At 71.1% G+C, this 16,120-nt stretch carries 16 protein-coding genes; 4 read left to right on the top strand and 12 right to left on the bottom strand.

Annotated features, from left to right (window positions below; all coding sequences use genetic code 11):
* Window positions 1–9 precede the first annotated feature (9 nt).
* The gene (locus AC061S_RS06490; protein WP_478684869.1) at window positions 10–690 is read left to right on the top strand and encodes a GNAT family N-acetyltransferase; all 681 of its coding nucleotides are present in this window, start codon (window positions 10–12) and stop codon (window positions 688–690) included.
* 53 nt (window positions 691–743) lie between these two features.
* Here the strand turns inward: AC061S_RS06490 and AC061S_RS06485 are convergent, their stop codons facing one another.
* Together AC061S_RS06485 and AC061S_RS06480 are read right to left on the bottom strand one after the other, a co-directional pair.
* The gene (locus AC061S_RS06485; RefSeq protein ID WP_478684868.1) at window positions 744–2,078 is read right to left on the bottom strand and encodes a class I SAM-dependent RNA methyltransferase; all 1,335 of its coding nucleotides are present in this window, start codon (window positions 2,076–2,078) and stop codon (window positions 744–746) included.
* 127 nt (window positions 2,079–2,205) lie between these two features.
* Window positions 2,206–4,260: an APC family permease gene (locus AC061S_RS06480; RefSeq protein WP_478684867.1), complete on the bottom strand. Its 2,055-nt coding sequence runs from the start codon at window positions 4,258–4,260 to the stop codon at window positions 2,206–2,208.
* 219 nt (window positions 4,261–4,479) lie between these two features.
* Here AC061S_RS06480 and AC061S_RS06475 point away from each other — a divergent pair, with 219 nt between their 5' ends.
* Together AC061S_RS06475 and AC061S_RS06470 are read left to right on the top strand one after the other, a co-directional pair.
* A complete protein-coding gene (locus AC061S_RS06475) occupies window positions 4,480–5,148 on the top strand; it encodes a potassium channel family protein (RefSeq protein WP_478684866.1) in 669 nt (222 codons plus the stop codon).
* A complete protein-coding gene (locus tag AC061S_RS06470; RefSeq protein ID WP_214953432.1) occupies window positions 5,145–5,807 on the top strand; it encodes a potassium channel family protein in 663 nt (220 codons plus the stop codon). Before AC061S_RS06475 ends, AC061S_RS06470 begins: the two co-directional genes overlap by 4 nt.
* Before the next feature lie 294 nt (window positions 5,808–6,101).
* Here AC061S_RS06470 and AC061S_RS06465 read toward each other — a convergent pair whose 3' ends face one another.
* The 7 genes from AC061S_RS06465 to AC061S_RS06435 all read right to left on the bottom strand — a co-directional run bounded on the left by AC061S_RS06465 (window position 6,102) and on the right by AC061S_RS06435 (window position 12,702).
* Window positions 6,102–6,851 (bottom strand): DUF3159 domain-containing protein, encoded by a 750-nt coding sequence (locus AC061S_RS06465; RefSeq protein ID WP_478684865.1) that lies wholly within the window; start codon window positions 6,849–6,851, stop codon window positions 6,102–6,104.
* A 2-nt stretch (window positions 6,852–6,853) separates the two neighbouring features.
* A complete protein-coding gene (locus tag AC061S_RS06460; RefSeq protein ID WP_403710606.1) occupies window positions 6,854–7,282 on the bottom strand; it encodes an OB-fold nucleic acid binding domain-containing protein in 429 nt (142 codons plus the stop codon).
* Window positions 7,283–7,306: 24 nt separating this feature from the next.
* Window positions 7,307–7,993 (bottom strand): response regulator, encoded by a 687-nt coding sequence (locus AC061S_RS06455; RefSeq protein WP_478684864.1) that lies wholly within the window; start codon window positions 7,991–7,993, stop codon window positions 7,307–7,309.
* Window positions 7,990–10,638 (bottom strand): DUF4118 domain-containing protein, encoded by a 2,649-nt coding sequence (locus AC061S_RS06450; protein ID WP_478684863.1) that lies wholly within the window; start codon window positions 10,636–10,638, stop codon window positions 7,990–7,992. The genes AC061S_RS06455 and AC061S_RS06450 overlap by 4 nt, the downstream gene beginning before the upstream one ends.
* Before the next feature lie 153 nt (window positions 10,639–10,791).
* Window positions 10,792–11,583, bottom strand: coding sequence for a DUF3710 domain-containing protein (locus AC061S_RS06445; protein ID WP_478684862.1), 792 nt, complete (start codon window positions 11,581–11,583; stop codon window positions 10,792–10,794).
* A 1-nt stretch (window position 11,584) separates the two neighbouring features.
* Window positions 11,585–12,118: a dUTP diphosphatase gene (gene dut, locus AC061S_RS06440; protein WP_266903881.1), complete on the bottom strand. Its 534-nt coding sequence runs from the start codon at window positions 12,116–12,118 to the stop codon at window positions 11,585–11,587.
* A complete protein-coding gene (locus AC061S_RS06435; RefSeq protein WP_478684861.1) occupies window positions 12,118–12,702 on the bottom strand; it encodes a PaaI family thioesterase in 585 nt (194 codons plus the stop codon). Before AC061S_RS06435 ends, dut begins: the two co-directional genes overlap by 1 nt.
* Before the next feature lie 58 nt (window positions 12,703–12,760).
* Here AC061S_RS06435 and AC061S_RS06430 point away from each other — a divergent pair, with 58 nt between their 5' ends.
* Entirely contained in the window at window positions 12,761–13,222 is a 462-nt protein-coding gene (locus tag AC061S_RS06430; protein WP_478684860.1) for a DUF3093 domain-containing protein, read from the top strand.
* Window positions 13,223–13,234: 12 nt separating this feature from the next.
* Here the strand turns inward: AC061S_RS06430 and AC061S_RS06425 are convergent, their stop codons facing one another.
* The 3 genes from AC061S_RS06425 to AC061S_RS06415 all read right to left on the bottom strand — a co-directional run bounded on the left by AC061S_RS06425 (window position 13,235) and on the right by AC061S_RS06415 (window position 16,120).
* On the bottom strand, window positions 13,235–14,182 hold the full coding sequence (locus AC061S_RS06425) for a hypothetical protein (RefSeq protein ID WP_478684859.1): 948 nt from the start codon (window positions 14,180–14,182) through the stop codon (window positions 13,235–13,237).
* Window positions 14,183–14,194: 12 nt separating this feature from the next.
* Window positions 14,195–14,491 (bottom strand): DUF4193 domain-containing protein, encoded by a 297-nt coding sequence (locus AC061S_RS06420; protein WP_112451146.1) that lies wholly within the window; start codon window positions 14,489–14,491, stop codon window positions 14,195–14,197.
* Window positions 14,492–14,875: 384 nt separating this feature from the next.
* Window positions 14,876–16,120, bottom strand: coding sequence for a sensor histidine kinase (locus tag AC061S_RS06415; protein WP_243331627.1), 1,245 nt, complete (start codon window positions 16,118–16,120; stop codon window positions 14,876–14,878).

Below are 16,120 nucleotides of genomic sequence, written 5' to 3'. Positions count from 1 at the left end.
CGCCGAGCCATGAGAGACCCGCGAGACCCGAAAAACCCGGCGCAGGGGCAGCAGATCGGGCCGTACGTCGTACGGCATGCCGTGCAGGGGGACGCACCCGGTGCGCGGAGCGTCATGCTCGACACGTTCTACCGGGAGTTCGACTACGGGTACGTGCCCCGGTGGCACGACGATGTCGTCGACCTCGACGGCACCTACCTCGACCACCCGCGCCACACCCTCGTCGTCGCGGTCCTGGGCGACGAGGTGGTCGGCACCACCGCACTGAACTCCCGCGGCCCCGCCCACCCCCCGCACCCCCGCCGGCTCACCGAGCGCTACCCCTCGGGACGCACCGCGCAGCTCCTACGGGTGTACGTGCGCCCGGACCACCGCCGACACGGGCTGGCCCGCGCCATGGTCAGGACGGCCTGCGCGTTCGCCGCGGGCGTCCCCGGATACGACACGGTCTACCTGCACACGAACGTCGACATCCCCGGCGCCGAGGCCTTCTGGCGCAGCCTGGCCGACGAGGTCTGCGACGCCCGCACCACGGGCGAGCACGGCGGCTACGGAACGGTCCACTTCGAAATCCCGCTCCCCGCCACCCCGGCCCCCGACCGACGTGGCGACCACGTCCCCACGGCCCACAAAAAAACGCCCCCCGGGCTGGGCACGCAGCCCGCCCAGGAGGCGACTTTCCACTCGTGACGGCCCGCCGGAAAATCCATCCGGCGGGCGTCGGACCATCATCGACCCGAAGGTCAGGCGCCCTTCGCCACCGGCTCCAGGATCGCCACGCACTCCACGTGGTGGGTCATCGGGAAGAGGTCGAAGGCGCGCAGGGTGCGGACCTTGTAGCCGGCCTCCTGGAAGTAGCCCAGGTCGCGGGCGAGGGCCGCCGGGTCGCAGGCCACGTAGGCGATGCGGCGCGGGGTGAGGCCGGCGACCTGGCGGACCGTCTGCTTGCCGGCGCCCGCGCGGGGCGGGTCCAGGACGACGAGGTCGCACTCGGTGATGCCGGTCTTCGGGAGGATCTGCTCGACCTTGCCCTGCTCGATGCGGACACGGGGGAAGTCGGTCAGGTTGTGCCGGGCGTCCTCGACCGCGCGCTTCGTGGACTCGATGCCCAGGACCGCGCCGGTGTCGCCGAGGCGTTCCGCGAGGGCGCCCGCGAAGATGCCGACGCCGCAGTAGAGGTCGAGGGCCATCTCGCCCTTGCGCGGCATCAGGCCCTGCATGACGGCCTTGATCAGGGTGTCGGCGGCCTGGGGGTGGACCTGCCAGAAGCCGCCCATGCCGACGCGGTACGTACGGCCGTCGGCGCGCTCGCGCACGAAGGGGCGGCCGTGGACGCGGTGGACTCCGCCGTCCTTCTCCTCGACACGGAGGACCGAGACGGGCTTGTCCAGCTCCACGAGCGGGAGCCGGCCGCCGGGGCGGGGGGTCAGGACGACCTGGCGGTCGCCGGAGCCGGACGCGGCGATGGCCTCGACGGTGGCCATCTGGGGCCAGTCCTGCTGCTCGATGCCGAGCTCGGTGACGCCCGGCGCCGCGATCATGCAGTGGTCGACCGGCTGGATGTCGTGCGAGCGGTGCTTGCGCAGGCCCACGACGCCGTCCTCGTCGATCGCGTACTGCACGCGGGTGCGCCACTGCGGGACCTGCCCGGCGGGCACCTTGTCGCCCTCGGCCGGCATGACCGTACCGTCCCAGCCGGCCTGCTCCGGGGTGAGCCCGGCGAGCCTCAGCAGCTGCTCGGCGATGACCTCGCCCTTGAGCCGGCGCTGGGCGCCCGGCTTGGCGTGCTGCCAGTCGCAACCGCCGCACGCGCCGGGGCCGGCGTACGGGCAGGGGGCCTCGACACGGTCCTTGGAGGGGTCGAGGACGGTGATGGCGTCGGCGCGCAGGAAGCGGGAGTCGACGTCGCCCTCGGTGACCTTGGCGATGATCTTCTCGCCGGGCAGCGTGTGCCGGACGAACAGGACACGGCCCTCGGCGGTCCGGGCGATGCAGTGCCCGCCGTGCGCCACGGGGCCGACCTCGACCTCGTACTCCTCCCCGACCAGTGACTGCTTCTCGTTCTGCTCGCTCGTCATGGTGGGGAGACTCCAAGGATGTGGATCAGAAGATCAAAAAGGAACGGCCGGACGACCGACCCACCAGTTTACGTGGATCTCGTCCGGCCGTTCGCCACCCCGGATCCGGGGCTGCACAAGCGACGGGCTACTTCCCCGCCGGGTCCTTCGGACGCGGACGCGGGGTGTCGACCGGCCCGCGGCGCACCGCGCCCGGGGCGTTCCACTCCGCGCGCTTCTTCGCCCGCTTCTTCGCCAGCTCCGAGGACTCCAGCTGGTAGGGCACCGAGGTGACCATCACGCCGGGGGTGAAGAGCAGCCGGCCCTTGAGGCGCAGGGCGCTCTGGTTGTGCAGCAGGTGCTCGTACCAGCGTCCGACCACGTACTCGGGGATGTACACGCTGACGGCGTCGCGCGGGTTCTCGCTGCGCAGGCCCTTCACGTACTCGACGACCGGGCGGGTGATCTCGCGGTACGGGGAGTCGAGGATCTTGAGCGGGACGTTGATGCCGCGCCGCTCCCACTCCTCGCGCAGCGCCTTGGTCTCGACCGGGTCGACGCTGATGCTGAGCGCCTCCAGCCGGTCCGAGCGGGTCAGCTTGGCGAAGGCCAGGGCGCGCAGGGTGGGCTTGTGGACCTTGGAGACCAGGACGATGGAGTGGACCCGCGAGGGGCGCACGCTGTCGTCGCTCGGGCCCTCGGCGGCGGCGATCTCCTCGGAGACCCGGTCGTAGTGCTTGCGGATCGCGGACATCGTTCCGTAGAAGATGACCATGCCGAGCAGGGCGACCCAGGCGCCGTGGGTGAACTTGGTGGCCAGGACGACGACCAGCACCATGCCGGTGAAGAAGGCGCCGAAGGTGTTGATCGCCCGGGACCGGTGCATCCGGCGGCGCGCCGCCGGGTCGCGCTCCGATCGCAGGTGGCGGTTCCAGTGCCGGACCATGCCGATCTGGCTCAGCGTGAAGGAGACGAAAACGCCGACGATGTAGAGCTGGATCAGCTTCGTCGAGTCGGCGTCGTAGATCCACACGAGCAGCATCGCGGCGCCGGCGAGCAGCACGATGCCGTTGGAGAAGGCGAGGCGGTCGCCGCGGGTGTGCAGCTGGCGCGGCAGGTAGCGGTCCTGGGCAAGGATCGAGCCGAGCAGCGGGAAGCCGTTGTACGCGGTGTTCGCGGCGAGGAAGAGCACCAGCGCGGTGGCCGCGGCGAGCACGATGAAGAGGAAGCTGCCGTTGCCGAAGACGGCCTCGGCGACCTGGGAGATCACCGGATTCTGGACGTAGCCGTCGCCGACCGGGACGCCGTTCTGCAACAGGTCGACGGCGGGATTCTCGGCCATCCGAACGTTCGTGGCCATGGCCAGGCCGATGATCCCGCAGAACATGGTGACGGCCAGGCCGCCCATGAGGGCGAGGGTGGTGGCCGCGTTCTTGCTCTTGGGCTTGCGGAAGGCGGGTACGCCGTTGCTGATGGCCTCGACGCCCGTCAGCGCCGCGCAGCCGGAGGAGAAGGCGCGCAACAGCAGGAAGACCAGCGCGAAACCGGCGAGCCCCTGGTGTTCGGGTTTGATCTCCAGGCCGGCCGTCGGAGCCTCCATGGTGTCGCCCGTGACCAGGCCGCGCCAGGCACCCCACGCGATCATCACGAAGACGGCGCCGACGAACACGTAGGTCGGGATGGCGAAGAGGTTCCCGGATTCCTTCACACCGCGCAGGTTCATCAGCGTGAGCAGCAGGATCACGATGATCGCCGAGAGCACTTTGTGCTCGATGACGAAATCGACGGCCGAGCCGAGGTTTTCGACGCCCGAGGAGACCGACACGGCGACCGTGAGGACGTAGTCGACGAGCAGGGCGCTCGCGACCGTGAGACCGGCCCTGGGCCCGAGGTTGGTGTTGGCGACCTCGTAGTCACCGCCGCCGCTGGGGTAGGCGTGGACGTTCTGGCGGTAGGAGGCGACCACGGTGAACATCAGCACGACGACCGCGAGCGCGATCCAGGGGCTGAAGTGGTACGCCGACACGCCTGCGATCGACAGGACCAGCAGGACCTCGCCGGGGGCATATGCCACCGAGGAGAGCGGGTCGGACGCGAAGACTGGGAGGGCGATCCGCTTGGGAAGGAGGGTTTCCCCGAGGCGGTCGCTGCGTAGCGCCCGGCCGATCAGGATCCGTTTGGGCACGTCGGTCAGTTTGGACACGCAGAGGATCGTAAGCGTTCGAAATCGGCCTGACGAACCCCCCACCCCTATCCGGCGGGAAGTCGCACCGCATCCAGGGCAAAGGAGCCCCGCCTCCCGCCCAAATGGTCACACTGGTGACCGCCCGTGTGTAGCTTGGGCCATGGTCTGAGACCCTGATAAGCCCGAGCAGCAATGAGGCTGGAACCCAGCGAGCCGCTGACAGCCGGAAGGACGGCCGTGCACATCGTCATTATGGGCTGCGGAAGAGTGGGCTCCGCCCTCGCGCAGACCCTGGAACAGCAGGGGCATACGGTCGCGGTCATCGACCAGGACCCCACCGCATTCCGCCGGCTGGGAGCCGGATTCGGCGGCCGCCGCGTCACCGGAGTCGGCTTCGACCAGGACACGCTGCGCGAAGCCGGCATCGAGGAGGCGGGCGCCTTCGCCGCGGTGAGCAGTGGTGACAATTCCAACATCATCGCCGCCCGGGTGGCCCGTGAGATGTTCGGCGTCGAGAACGTCGCCGCCCGCATCTACGACCCCAAGCGCGCCGAGGTCTACCAGCGGCTGGGCATCCCCACCGTCGCCACCGTGCGCTGGACGGCCGACCAGATGCTCCGCCGGCTGCTGCCTTCGGGCGCCGAGCCGCTGTGGCGCGACCCGAGCGGCGGTGTCCAGCTCGCCGAGGTGCACACCTCCACCGCCTGGATCGGCCAGAAGGTCAGCCGCCTGCAGGACGAGACCGGCGTCCGCGTCGCCTTCCTCACCCGGCTGGGCGAGGCCATGCTGCCGACATCGGCGACCGTCCTCCAGGAGGGCGACCTCGTCCACGTGATGATGCGCACGGACGAGATCGACAAGGTGGAGGCAGCCTTCGCCGAGGGTCCTGAGGAGGCACACGCATGAGGGTCGCGATCGCCGGAGCCGGCGCGGTGGGCCGTTCCATCGCGGGCGAGCTCCTGGAGAACGGCCACGAGGTGCTCCTCGTGGACAAGGCCCCGACCGCCATCTCGGTGGAGCGGGTGCCGCAGGCCGAGTGGCTGCTGGCCGACGCCTGCGAGATCACCTCGCTCGACGAGGCGGCGCTCCAGCGCTGCAACGTGGTCATCGCCGCGACCGGTGACGACAAGGTCAACCTGGTCGTCTCCCTCCTCGCCAAGACCGAGTACGGGGTCCCCCGGGTCGTGGCCCGGGTGAACAACCCGAAGAACGAGTGGCTCTTCAACGAGTCCTGGGGCGTGGACGTCGCCGTTTCGACCCCGCGCCTGATGTCGGCGCTGGTCGAGGAGGCCGTCAGCGTCGGCGACCTGGTCCGGCTGCTGCGCTTCAGCCACGGCGACGCCAACCTCGTCGAGCTGACCCTGCCCGCCGACTCCCAGGTCGCAGGCAAGCAGATCAGCGAGATCACCTGGCCGGAGGACACTTCGCTGGTCACGATCATCCGCGGCAACCGGGTCCTGACCCCGCACGGCGAGGAGACCCTGGAGCCGGGCGACGAGCTCCTCTTCGTGGCCGCCCAGGCCCGCGAGGAGCAGCTGGAGGACCTCCTCCAGGCCGCGGACTAGCCTGCGGCCCGCTGAACGCCGAAAGGGGCGGCTGACCACCACGGTCAGCCGCCCCTTCGCACATCCCTGGGCCTACGGGGCCACAGGCCGCGCGGATCCGGCACCGCCGACCCCATCGGGCGCCGGCCCGATCCGACCGCCGGCCCAATCCAGCCCCGCCGCTCCAATCCGGCGCCGGGCAAAATCCAGCCCCGCCGGCGTTTGAGGCGCGGGGTCTGGGGCGGAGCCCCAGGGGCCCGGGCGCAGCCCGCTCCCACCGTGCGCAGCAAGCACGCGCACGCGGCGGCGTACGGTTCAGGCTCCCTGGCCCCCCGCGGCCTTCGCGGCCTTCGCGGCCTTCTCCGCGGCCTCCTCCGCCTCCCACTCCGCGATCACGTTGATCGGCGGCGGCGCCTGCGCCAGGAAGAGCCACGTGAAGTACACCGCCAGCACCATCGGCGGCAGCTTCAGCGCGATCAGCACCCAGCCGAGCTGCGTCGCGTCGCCCCACCAGTACAGCGGGAAGAGGATCGCGTACTTCGCGAGGAAGATCAGGCCCCAGGCCAGGCTGGCCTTGACGTACGCCTTCTTGCGCCCGGGGTTGCGCGTGCGCCAGGACAGGTTCTCCTTGAAGACCGGCCCCAGGATCACCCCCAGCAGCGGGAAGCCCACCAGCGCGGAGAGCGTGAAGGCCACGCCCAGGCCGGCGCCGTAGATCATGCCGGGCAGGTAGAACCCCTTCGCGCTGCCCGTGAACAGGGCGAAGGCCACGCCCACGCCCACGCCGAAGACCCCGCTGAAGGCGTGTTTGACCGTGTCCTTGCGCAGCAGCCGCACGATCACCAGCAGGACCGCGACCGCGCCCGCCGCGATGGCGGACAGCTTCACGTCCTTGTTGATCGTGTAGATCATGACGAAGAGCAGCCCGGGGAGCATCGTCTCCACGGTGCCCCGGATGCCGCCGAAGGCGTCGAAGAGTGCCGCCTGCGTGACGGCCTTCTGGTCCGCCGACGGTTCCGTGTCGGGCTCCGTCGCGGGCGTGGTCGATTTGTCGAGTGACGTCACCGTCAGTGCTCCTGTCCGAGCGGTCGGAGTTCGTACTTCGGGTTGAAGAGCACCCGACGGCCGTGGCTCATCGAGATCCGCCCGGAGGCGATCATGCGACGGCCGGGTTCGATTCCCACGATCGAGCGACGTCCGAGCCAGACGACGTCCAGCGCGGCCGAGCCGTCGAACAGCTCGGCCTCCAGGGCGGGGACCCCCGCGCGCGGCCGCAGGGTGACGGTCCGCAGGGTCCCGGTCACCTTCACTATCTGACGGTCGTGGCAGTCACAGATCCGCGTGCACCCCGCGGCTTCTGCGTCCTCCTGCAGCTCCGCCGAATGCAGCTCCTCCTGCGAGGTGGACAGCCGCTCTATCATCCGGCGGAACCGGCCCGCCGGCCTGGCGGGCTTCGCCGGCTTAGCGGGCTTCTCGGAACGCGGTTCAGCACTCATACAGGAAGCGTACCGGCGCCCCCGCTACCTCTCGAAGCGGTATCCCATGCCCGGTTCGGTGATGAAGTGGATCGGGTGCGAGGGGTCGGCCTCCAGCTTGCGCCGCAGCTGGGCCATGTAGACCCGCAGGTAGTTGGTCTCGGTCCCGTACGAGGGCCCCCAGACCTCCTGCAGGAGCTGCTTCTGGCTGACCAGTTTGCCGCCGTTGCGCACCAGCACCTCCAGCAGGTGCCACTCGGTGGGCGTGAGGCGTACGTCGCGGCCGGCGCGCACCGCCTTCTTCGCCGCGAGGTCCACCGTGAAGGTCTCCGTCTCGACGATCACCTCGTCCTCGCCGGCCCCGGCGCCCGGTTCCGCCCGCCGGACGGCGGCGCGCAGCCTGGCGAGCAGCTCGTCCATGCCGAAGGGCTTGGTGACGTAGTCGTCGGCTCCCGCGTCCAGGGCCTCGACCTTCTCGTCGGAGGTGTGGCGGGCGGAGAGGACGAGGATGGGAACCCGCGTCCAGCCGCGCAGCCCCTTGATCACCTCGATCCCGTCCATGTCGGGCAGGCCGAGGTCCAGGACGACCACGTCGGGGTGGCGGGCGGCCGCCAGTTCCAGGGCGCTCGCCCCGTCGGCGGCCGCGTCGACCTCGTACTTGCGCGCCTTCAAGTTGATCACGAGGGCTCGGACGATCTGAGGTTCGTCGTCCACCACGAGCACCCGGGTCATTGAGGTCCTGCCTTCTGTCGTATCGAATCGAGATCAAAATCCACCGGGTGCCCCCCGGCCCCGCCCGGCTCCGGCCCCTCGGCCCCGCCCGGCGCGCTGCGCCCCTCGCCGTCCACGCTCACGTGGATCTGCGGCCGCCCGCCGGTCACCGCCCGCAGCGTGAGCACCATGGTGAGCCCGCCCCCGGGGGTGTCCTCGGCCTCCAGGGTGCCGTCCATGGCCTCGGCGAAGCCGCGCGCGACGGCCAGCCCGAGCCCGACCCCGGCGCCGCGCGGCGCGTCCCCGTGCCGCTGGAAGGGGGCGAAGATCCGGTCCTTGGCCTCGTCGGGGACGCCCGGCCCGCGGTCCACGACCCGTACCTCGACCCGGTCGCCGAGGAAGCTGGCCGCCACGAGCACCTGCTCCTGAGGCGGGCTGTACTTCACCGCGTTCTCCACCACGTTGGCCACGGTCCGCTCCAGCAGCCCCGGATCCACCGCCACCATGGGAAGGGTCTCCGGGACGTCCAGCAGCACGCTGCCCTCGGGTACGCCGCCCAGCGCCATCGGGACCACCTCGTCGAGGTCGATCTCGCGGATCAGCGGGGTGACGGTGCCGGTCTGGAGCCGCGACATGTCGAGCAGGTTGCCCACGAGGTGGTCCAGCCGGTCGGCGCCGTCCTCGATGCCCTCCAGGAGCTCGGCCCGGTCCTCGTCGGACCAGTCCACGTCGTCGGAGCGCAGGGAGCTCACGGAGGCCTTGATGGAGGCCAGCGGCGTACGCAGGTCATGGCTGACGGCGGCCAGCAGCGCGGTCCGGATCCGGTTGCCCTCCGCCATCCGGCGGGCCTCCTCCGCCTCTCCGACCAGCCGCTGCCGGTCGAGCACGACGGCGGCCTGGGCGGCGAAGGCGCCGAGCACGCGGCGGTCCTCGGCGGGCAGCACCCGCCCGGACAGGGCCAGCGCCATGTGGTCGCCGATCGGCATGTCCACGTCGGCGTCCTCGGGGCGGGCGACCGGGTTCGGGCCGACGCTGCCCGCCGGCCGCCAGGGCTCGACGTCGCTCTCGCGCTCCAGCAGCGCCACCGACTCCATGGCGAAGGTCTCGCGCACCCGCTCCAGCAGCGCGTCCAGGGTGGTCTCGCCGCGCAGCACGCTGCCGGCGAGGAAGGACAGGATCTCGGACTCGGCGCGCAGCCGGGCGGCCTGGTGGGTGCGGCGGGCGGCGGCGTCGACGACGGAGGCCACCGAGCCCGCGACGCCGAAGAAGACCGCGATGGCGACGATGTTCTTGGGGTCCGAGATGGTGAAGCGGTGGATGGGCGGGGCGAAGTAGTAGTTCAGCAGCAGGGAGCCCACGGCGGCGGAGGCCAGCGCCGGCCAGAGCCCGCCGAGCAGGGCCGCGGCCACGGTCAGGGCCAGGAACAGCAGCATCTCGTTGGCGAGGCCGGGGTCGGTGTCGATGTGCGTCAGCAGCGTCGCGAGCGCCAGCGGCAGGGCCACCCCGACCACCCAGCCGGCCACCAGGCGGGTCCGGCCGAGCCGGGCCGCCGAGCGGGCCACGGGCAGGAGGCCGCGGCCCTTGGCGACTTCCTCGTGCGTGACGATGTGCACGTCGAGGTCGGGCCCCGAGTCACGGGCCACGGTGGCGCCGACTCCGGGGCCGAACACGTACCGCCAGGAGCGGTGGCGGCTGGAGCCGAGCACGATCTGGGTGGCGTTGACCCCCTTGGCGAATTCGAGGAGCGCCTCGGGCACGTTGTCGCCGATCACATGGTGAAACGTTCCGCCGAGGTCCTCGACCAGCGTCCGCTGGACCGCGAGCTCCTTGGGCGAGGCCGCGGTCAGCCCGTCGCTGCGGGCGATGTAGACGGCCAGGATCTCGCTGCCCGAGCCCTTGGCCGCCACCCTGGAGGCGCGCCGGATGAGGGTGCGCCCCTCGGGTCCCCCGGTGAGGCCCACGACGATCCGCTCGCGCGCCTGCCAGGTGGAGCGGATGTTGTGCTCGCCCCGGTACTGCTGGAGGTACTCGTCGGCCCGGTCGGCGACCCAGAGCAGCGCGAGCTCGCGCAGCGCGGTCAGGTTCCCGGGCCGGAAGTAGTTGGACAGGGCCGCGTCGACCTTGTCGGACTTGTAGATGTTGCCGTGCGCCATCCGGCGGCGCAGGGCCTGCGGGGACATGTCGACCAGCTCGATCTGGTCGGCGCGGCGCACCACCTCGTCGGGGACGGTCTCCCGCTGCCGCACGCCGGTGATCGACTCCACCACGTCGCCCAGGGACTCCAGGTGCTGGATGTTGACCGTGGAGATCACGTCGATCCCGGCCCGCAGCAGCTCCTCCACGTCCTGCCAGCGCTTGGCGTTGCGCGAGCCCGGCACGTTGGTGTGCGCCAGTTCGTCCACGAGGGCTATGGCGGGCTTGCGGGCCAGCAGGGAGTCCACGTCCATCTCGGTGAAGGCGGCGCCCCGGTACACGAGCTCCTTGCGCTCCACCTGTTCCAGACCGTGCAGCATGACCTCGGTGCGCGGCCGCCCGTGGTGCTCGACGAAGCCCACGACGCAGTCGGTGCCGCGCTCGACCCGGCGGTGGCCCTCCGAGAGCATGGCGTACGTCTTGCCCACTCCGGGGGCCGAGCCGAGATAGATCCTGAGCTTGCCGCGTCCCATGCGCCCATTCTCCGGGACGTCCGCCCCGTTCACGCGCCGATGACCGGCTGTGGGGGGATCTCTGACGGTTCCCTGACACCCACCCGGACGGGCGGACGGACGGGCAGGCGGGGACGCCGCCGGGGGCCACGGCCGTACGGGATCGGACCGGGGTCAGCGGACCTCGGTGATCTCCGGGCCGCGCTCGAGCTGGCCCATGCCACCGCCGAAGCGGGAGCCTTCCTGGTCTCCGGCGTCGTCGGTCTGCACGCCGTCCGGCACCATCTGCGCGTCGTTCGGCAGCTTCAGGACGATCGGGTCGCGCGGGGCCATCGGGCCCTCGCCGCGGACCACGACGGTGTCCAGGAAGATGCGCTCCAGCACCCCGGCCGACTCGGGACGCACCGCGCCCTGGCCGGAAATGACACCGCGCAGGAACCAGCGCGGACCGTCCACCCCGACGAAGCGGACCAGCTGGGCGCCGGTCTGCCCGTCCGGGAGCGGTACGGGGACCTGCGCGCGCAGCTCCCAGCCCAGCGGACCCTCGACCTCGTCGATGATGCCGCCCTGCTTGGTGATGCCCTCGGCGATCTCCTCGCGGACCTCGCCCCAGATGCCTTCCTTGCGGGGCGCGGCGAAGGCCTGCAGCTGCACGGCGCTGTCGCCGAGCACCACGGTCGCGGCGACGATCGCGTCTCCGGCGACCTCGACGCGCAGCTCCATGCCCTCGACACCCGGTACGAGGATGCCGCCGAGGTCGACCCGGCCGTCCTCGGGGTTGCCGGGGACCTCCGAGATGTCCCACGGGCCGTCGGGCCGCGGGGCCGGCGGCAGGTTCACCCTGCGCGGCTGGACCGCGTCGGTCTCCTCCGTGCCGTCCTGCTCATCGGCACCTACGCCGTCGACGACCTGCTCGGCCGCGCCGCCGTCCTTGGCGGAGTCGTTCTTCTTGCGACGTCCGAACACGTCACTGTCCTTCCCGGTCGGATACGACCGAAGCGTAGCCATTCCCACCCTGCTGACCAGCGCCGGATCCGGCCACGGCCGCATGACCACCGGTGGAGCCGAAACCCCCCTCGGCCCGCGCCGAGTCGGGAAGCTGCGCCACCTCGCGGAAGCGCACCTGCTCGACTCGCTGGACAACCAGCTGGGCAATGCGGTCGAAACGCTCGAACCTGACGCTCTCGCGCGGGTCGAGATTGACCACGATCACCTTGATCTCCCCACGGTACCCGGCATCCACCGTCCCGGGGGCATTCACGAGTGCGAGCCCGCAGCGGGCGGCCAGGCCCGAGCGCGGGTGCACGAACGCCGCGTACCCCTCGGGCAGCGCGATGGAGATCCCGGTGGGCAGGACCGCCCGCTCCCCCGGCTCCAGCTCCGCGGCCACGGTGGTGACCAGATCGCAGCCGGCGTCGCCGGGGTGCCCGTAGGCCGGAATCGGCACCTCCGGGTCGACGCGCCGGATGGCCACGTCCACGCCGGTGTTGTTCTCAGACATCAGGGGTTCACCTCGAAGGCGCGTGAGCGCCTGACCTGGTCCGGGTCGGCCATCGCCGCCCGGATCTCCTCGGGCCGTCCGTTGTCGATGAAGTGGTCGACCTTCACTTCGATGAAGAGGGCGTCGGCGCGCAGCGCGACCGGTCCCTGCGGTCCGCCTATTCGGCCGACCGCGCTGGAGTAGATCTTCCGGCCGGCGACGGCGGTGACCTCGGCCTCCAGGTACAGCACGGTGTCCACGGGCACGGGCCGGACGAAGTCCGTCTCCAGCCGGCCGGTGACGGCGATGACGCGCAGCAGCCAGTTCAGGGAGCCCAGGGTCTCGTCGAGCGCGGTGGCGAGGACGCCGCCGTGCGCGAGGCCGGGCGCACCCTGATGGGCGGGCTTGACGGTGAACTCCGCGGTGACGCGCACGCCCTCGCCCGCGCGGGCCTCCAGGTGGAGCCCGTGCGGCTGGCCGTCGCCGCAGCCGAAGCAGTGCTCGTAGTGCGCGCCGAGGAGTTCGCCGGGGGCCGGGGCATCGGGGTGCCGCACCGGCGCCGAGGCATCGGCGGGGGGCGTCAACGCTGTGTTTCGTCCACTCACAGCCGCAGACCTTACCCGCGCGGCTACCCGCCGGTCGCCTCGTGGCAGGCTTGGCCGCATGCAGCTCTCCCCCGCGCACCACGACGAACGTCTGACAGCCCCCCGTTCCTGGTGGGCCATCGCCGCCCTCACCGGCCTGGCCTGCGCGCTCATGCTGCTCCCGCTGGGCACGCTGCCGATGCTGGCCGGGCTGATCGGGGGCACCGCGCTGGCGGGGCTGGTGGTGAGTTCGTACGGTTCCCAGCGCGTGCGCGTGGTGGGCGGCGCGCTGGCCGCCGGGGAGGCCCGGATCCCGGTGACGGCGCTCGGCGAACCCGAGGTGCTGGAGCCGGAGGAGGCCCGCGCCTGGCGCACGTACAAGGCCGACACCCGCGCCTTCATGCTGATGCGCAGCTACGTGCCGACGGCGGTGCGCGTCGAGATCACCGATCCGGCCGACCCGACCCCGTACGTCTACGTCTCCACCCGCGAGCCGCAGGCCCTGGTGGCGGCCATCCGCGCGGCGCAGGGCCGGGACTGACCCCGTCCGGGCTCAGTCCCGGGGGTCGACGATGCCCGGGTCGATGGCCCGCGGGTCGAACATCCGGCCCTCGACGGCGGCCCTGGCCGCCTCGGGAAGGGCCTCGGCGGGCCGCTCAAGGGGCGGGAGCTGCGGCAGCGCGTTCCAGGGCACGGCGCGGGCCCGCAGGTCCGTACGTACCTTCTCGGCGAGTTTGCGGGTGTCCCGGCGGTTCATGACCGCTCCGACGGCGGCTCCGACCATGAAGGGCATCAGGTTGGGCAGGTTGCGGAACATCCGCTTCATGATCTGCTGGCGCAGTTCGCGCTTCATCTGGCCGCCGAGCGCCGCGTTCAGCGTGGTCGGCTTGGTGAGGTCGACCCCGCGCTCCTCCGTCCACGACGTGAGGTAGGCGACGCTGCGCTCCTTGAGGTTGCCGGGCGGTCGCAGGCCGTAGACCTCGTGGAGTTCGGCGATGAGCTTCAGCTCGATCGCGGCGACCCCGGTGATCTCGGCGGCCAGCTCGGCCGGCATGGCGGGGGGCACCGGCAGCATGGCGGCCGCGCCGATCCCGGCGCCGACCGTGGAGGTGGCGTTGGCGGCGCCCGAGATCAGCTTGTCGGCCAGCTGATCGGGCCCGAGGCCCGGGAACTGCGCGCGCAGGGTCGCGAGGTCCCGAACCGGAACGCGTGGTGCGTTCTCGATGACTCGGTCGGTGAGGTAAAGGGCGGCGGCCCTGGCACTTTCGCCGCCCTTGCGCACACCGTTCTTGACGGCTTGCAGCCGACGGACCCCGGAGTGCTTCCGGGGCCCCTCGCCGGCCTCGGAGGCCGACGGCACCGCCTCGGCGGTGTCGGGGAGCACGGCGGGTACGCCGGGGGCTCCAGGGCCTGTCTCCAGGCCCTCGGTTCCCTCGCGCGTCTCCGCCGGATCACCAGCTTTTCGGAAGCGCCGCTTCCGAAATGGTGTCGAGCCAGTCACGGCCGACGCCTCTCAGTCGCATTCGCGGCAGATCGGCTGACCGTTCTTCTCGCGCGCAAGCTGGCTGCGGTGGTGCACCAGGAAGCAGCTCGTGCAGGTGAACTCGTCGGCCTGCTTGGGCAGGACCCGAACGGCCAGTTCCTCGTTGGAGAGGTCTGCGCCGGGCAGGTCGAGGCCCTCCGCGTTGTCGATTTCGTCCAGGTCGACGTTCGAGGACGACTTCTCGTTGCGACGAGCCTTCAGCTCTTCGATGCTGTCGTTGTCTACGTCGTCGTCGGTCTTGCGCGGGGTGTCGTAGTCCGTTGCCATAGTTCGCTCTCCCCCTCTGGGATTTAGCGGGTGTCTCAGCGCACGTAACGCGCGAGAGGCCGGACTTGTGCCCGACCTGAGGCGGAGATTTTGCCTCACATCAAGGTCTGTTACTCAATCGACACCCAGCCGCACATTCGGAAGAGCGATTGGCTGGGATGACGACCGGGACCGTACACGGTCCGGGGGCCGTCTTGCACAAACGCCACCCCATGTATTTCCCGCCGCTAGGGGGGCCGGAAACCCGGACTTCCCGGGCTTTCCGGCCCTCCCAAGGTCACTGAGCGCATAGGGCCGGACACTCGACACTGTGATCGATCGCACAGAAGTCACTGCCTTCATGACCCAAGCATTCAGCCAACAGCGAACACGGGGTGGTCGCGCTCACAAGGGCAGAGTGACACGCATCACGAGGCCACCGCCCTCGCGCGGTACCGCCTGGATCCTCCCGCCGTGTGCGCGCGCCACGGAGCGCGCGATGGAGAGGCCGAGCCCGACACCCTTGTCGCTGCCCGTGCGCTCCGTACGCAGCCGCCTGAAGGGCTCGAAGAGGTTGTCCACCTCGTACGCGGGAACCACGGGACCCGTGTTCGATACCAGCAGGACCGCCTGCCCGTGCACGGCCTCGGTGGTGACCTCCACCCAGCCGCCCTCGGGCACGTTGTAGCGGACGGCGTTCTGCACCAGGTTGAGCGCGATCCGCTCCAGCAGCACGCCGTTGCCCTGGACGACGGCCAGCGCGCGCTCCCCGCGGATCTCCACGCCCTTGGCCTGCGCCTCCCCGCGCGCCTGGTCGAGGGCGCGCGAGGCCACCTCCGCCAGGTCCACGGGCTTGCGCTCGATGATCTGGTTGTCGCTGCGGGCCAGCAGCAGCAGGCCCTCGACCAGCTGCTCGCTGCGCTCGTTGGTGGCGAGCAGGGTCTTGCCCAGCTGCTGCAGCTCCACCGGTGCCCCGGGATCGGAGAGGTGCACCTCCAGCAGCGTCCGGTTGATGGCCAGCGGGGTCCGCAGCTCGTGCGAGGCGTTGGCCACGAACCGCTGCTGGGCCGTGAAGGCCCGCTCCAGCCGGTCCAGCATCTCGTCGAAGGTGTCGGCGAGCTCCTTGAGCTCGTCGTCCGGCCCGTCCAGCTCGATCCGCCGGGTGAGGTCGGAGCCGACCACCCGGCGGGCGGTCCGGGTGATCTTGCCGAGCGGCGAGAGCACCCGGCCGGCCATCGCGTAGCCGAAGGCGAAGGCGATGATGCTGAGGCCCATCAGGGCCATCAGGGACCGGCTCAGCAGGTCGTCCAGCGCGTGCCGGCGCTGTTCGAGGATGCACGTGTTGATCGCGGCGTTGAACTGGTCGGGCATCTGGCCCGTGCCGCTCACGCCGGGGCAGCTGCTCGTGACCTGGATCGGGCCGCCGCCCACGATGGTGAACGGCAGCGCGTTGCCCTGCCGCAGCGCCTGCGCCGCCAGCAGGTAGATGATCGACAGCAGCAGGATGCCGGCGATCAGGAACATCCCGCCGTACAGCAGCGTGAGACGTATCCGGATGGTCGGCCGCAGCCAAGGGAAAGGACCCTCGGGCTGGCCGGGGTCCCAGGTCGGTTTCGGTGGCGCCGCCGGTGGCGCCGGGGTCGCTGCCAC

The sequence above is a fragment of the Streptomyces sp. CA189 genome (assembly GCF_056428985.1).
This window is presented reverse-complemented; position numbering and strand designations above follow the sequence as displayed.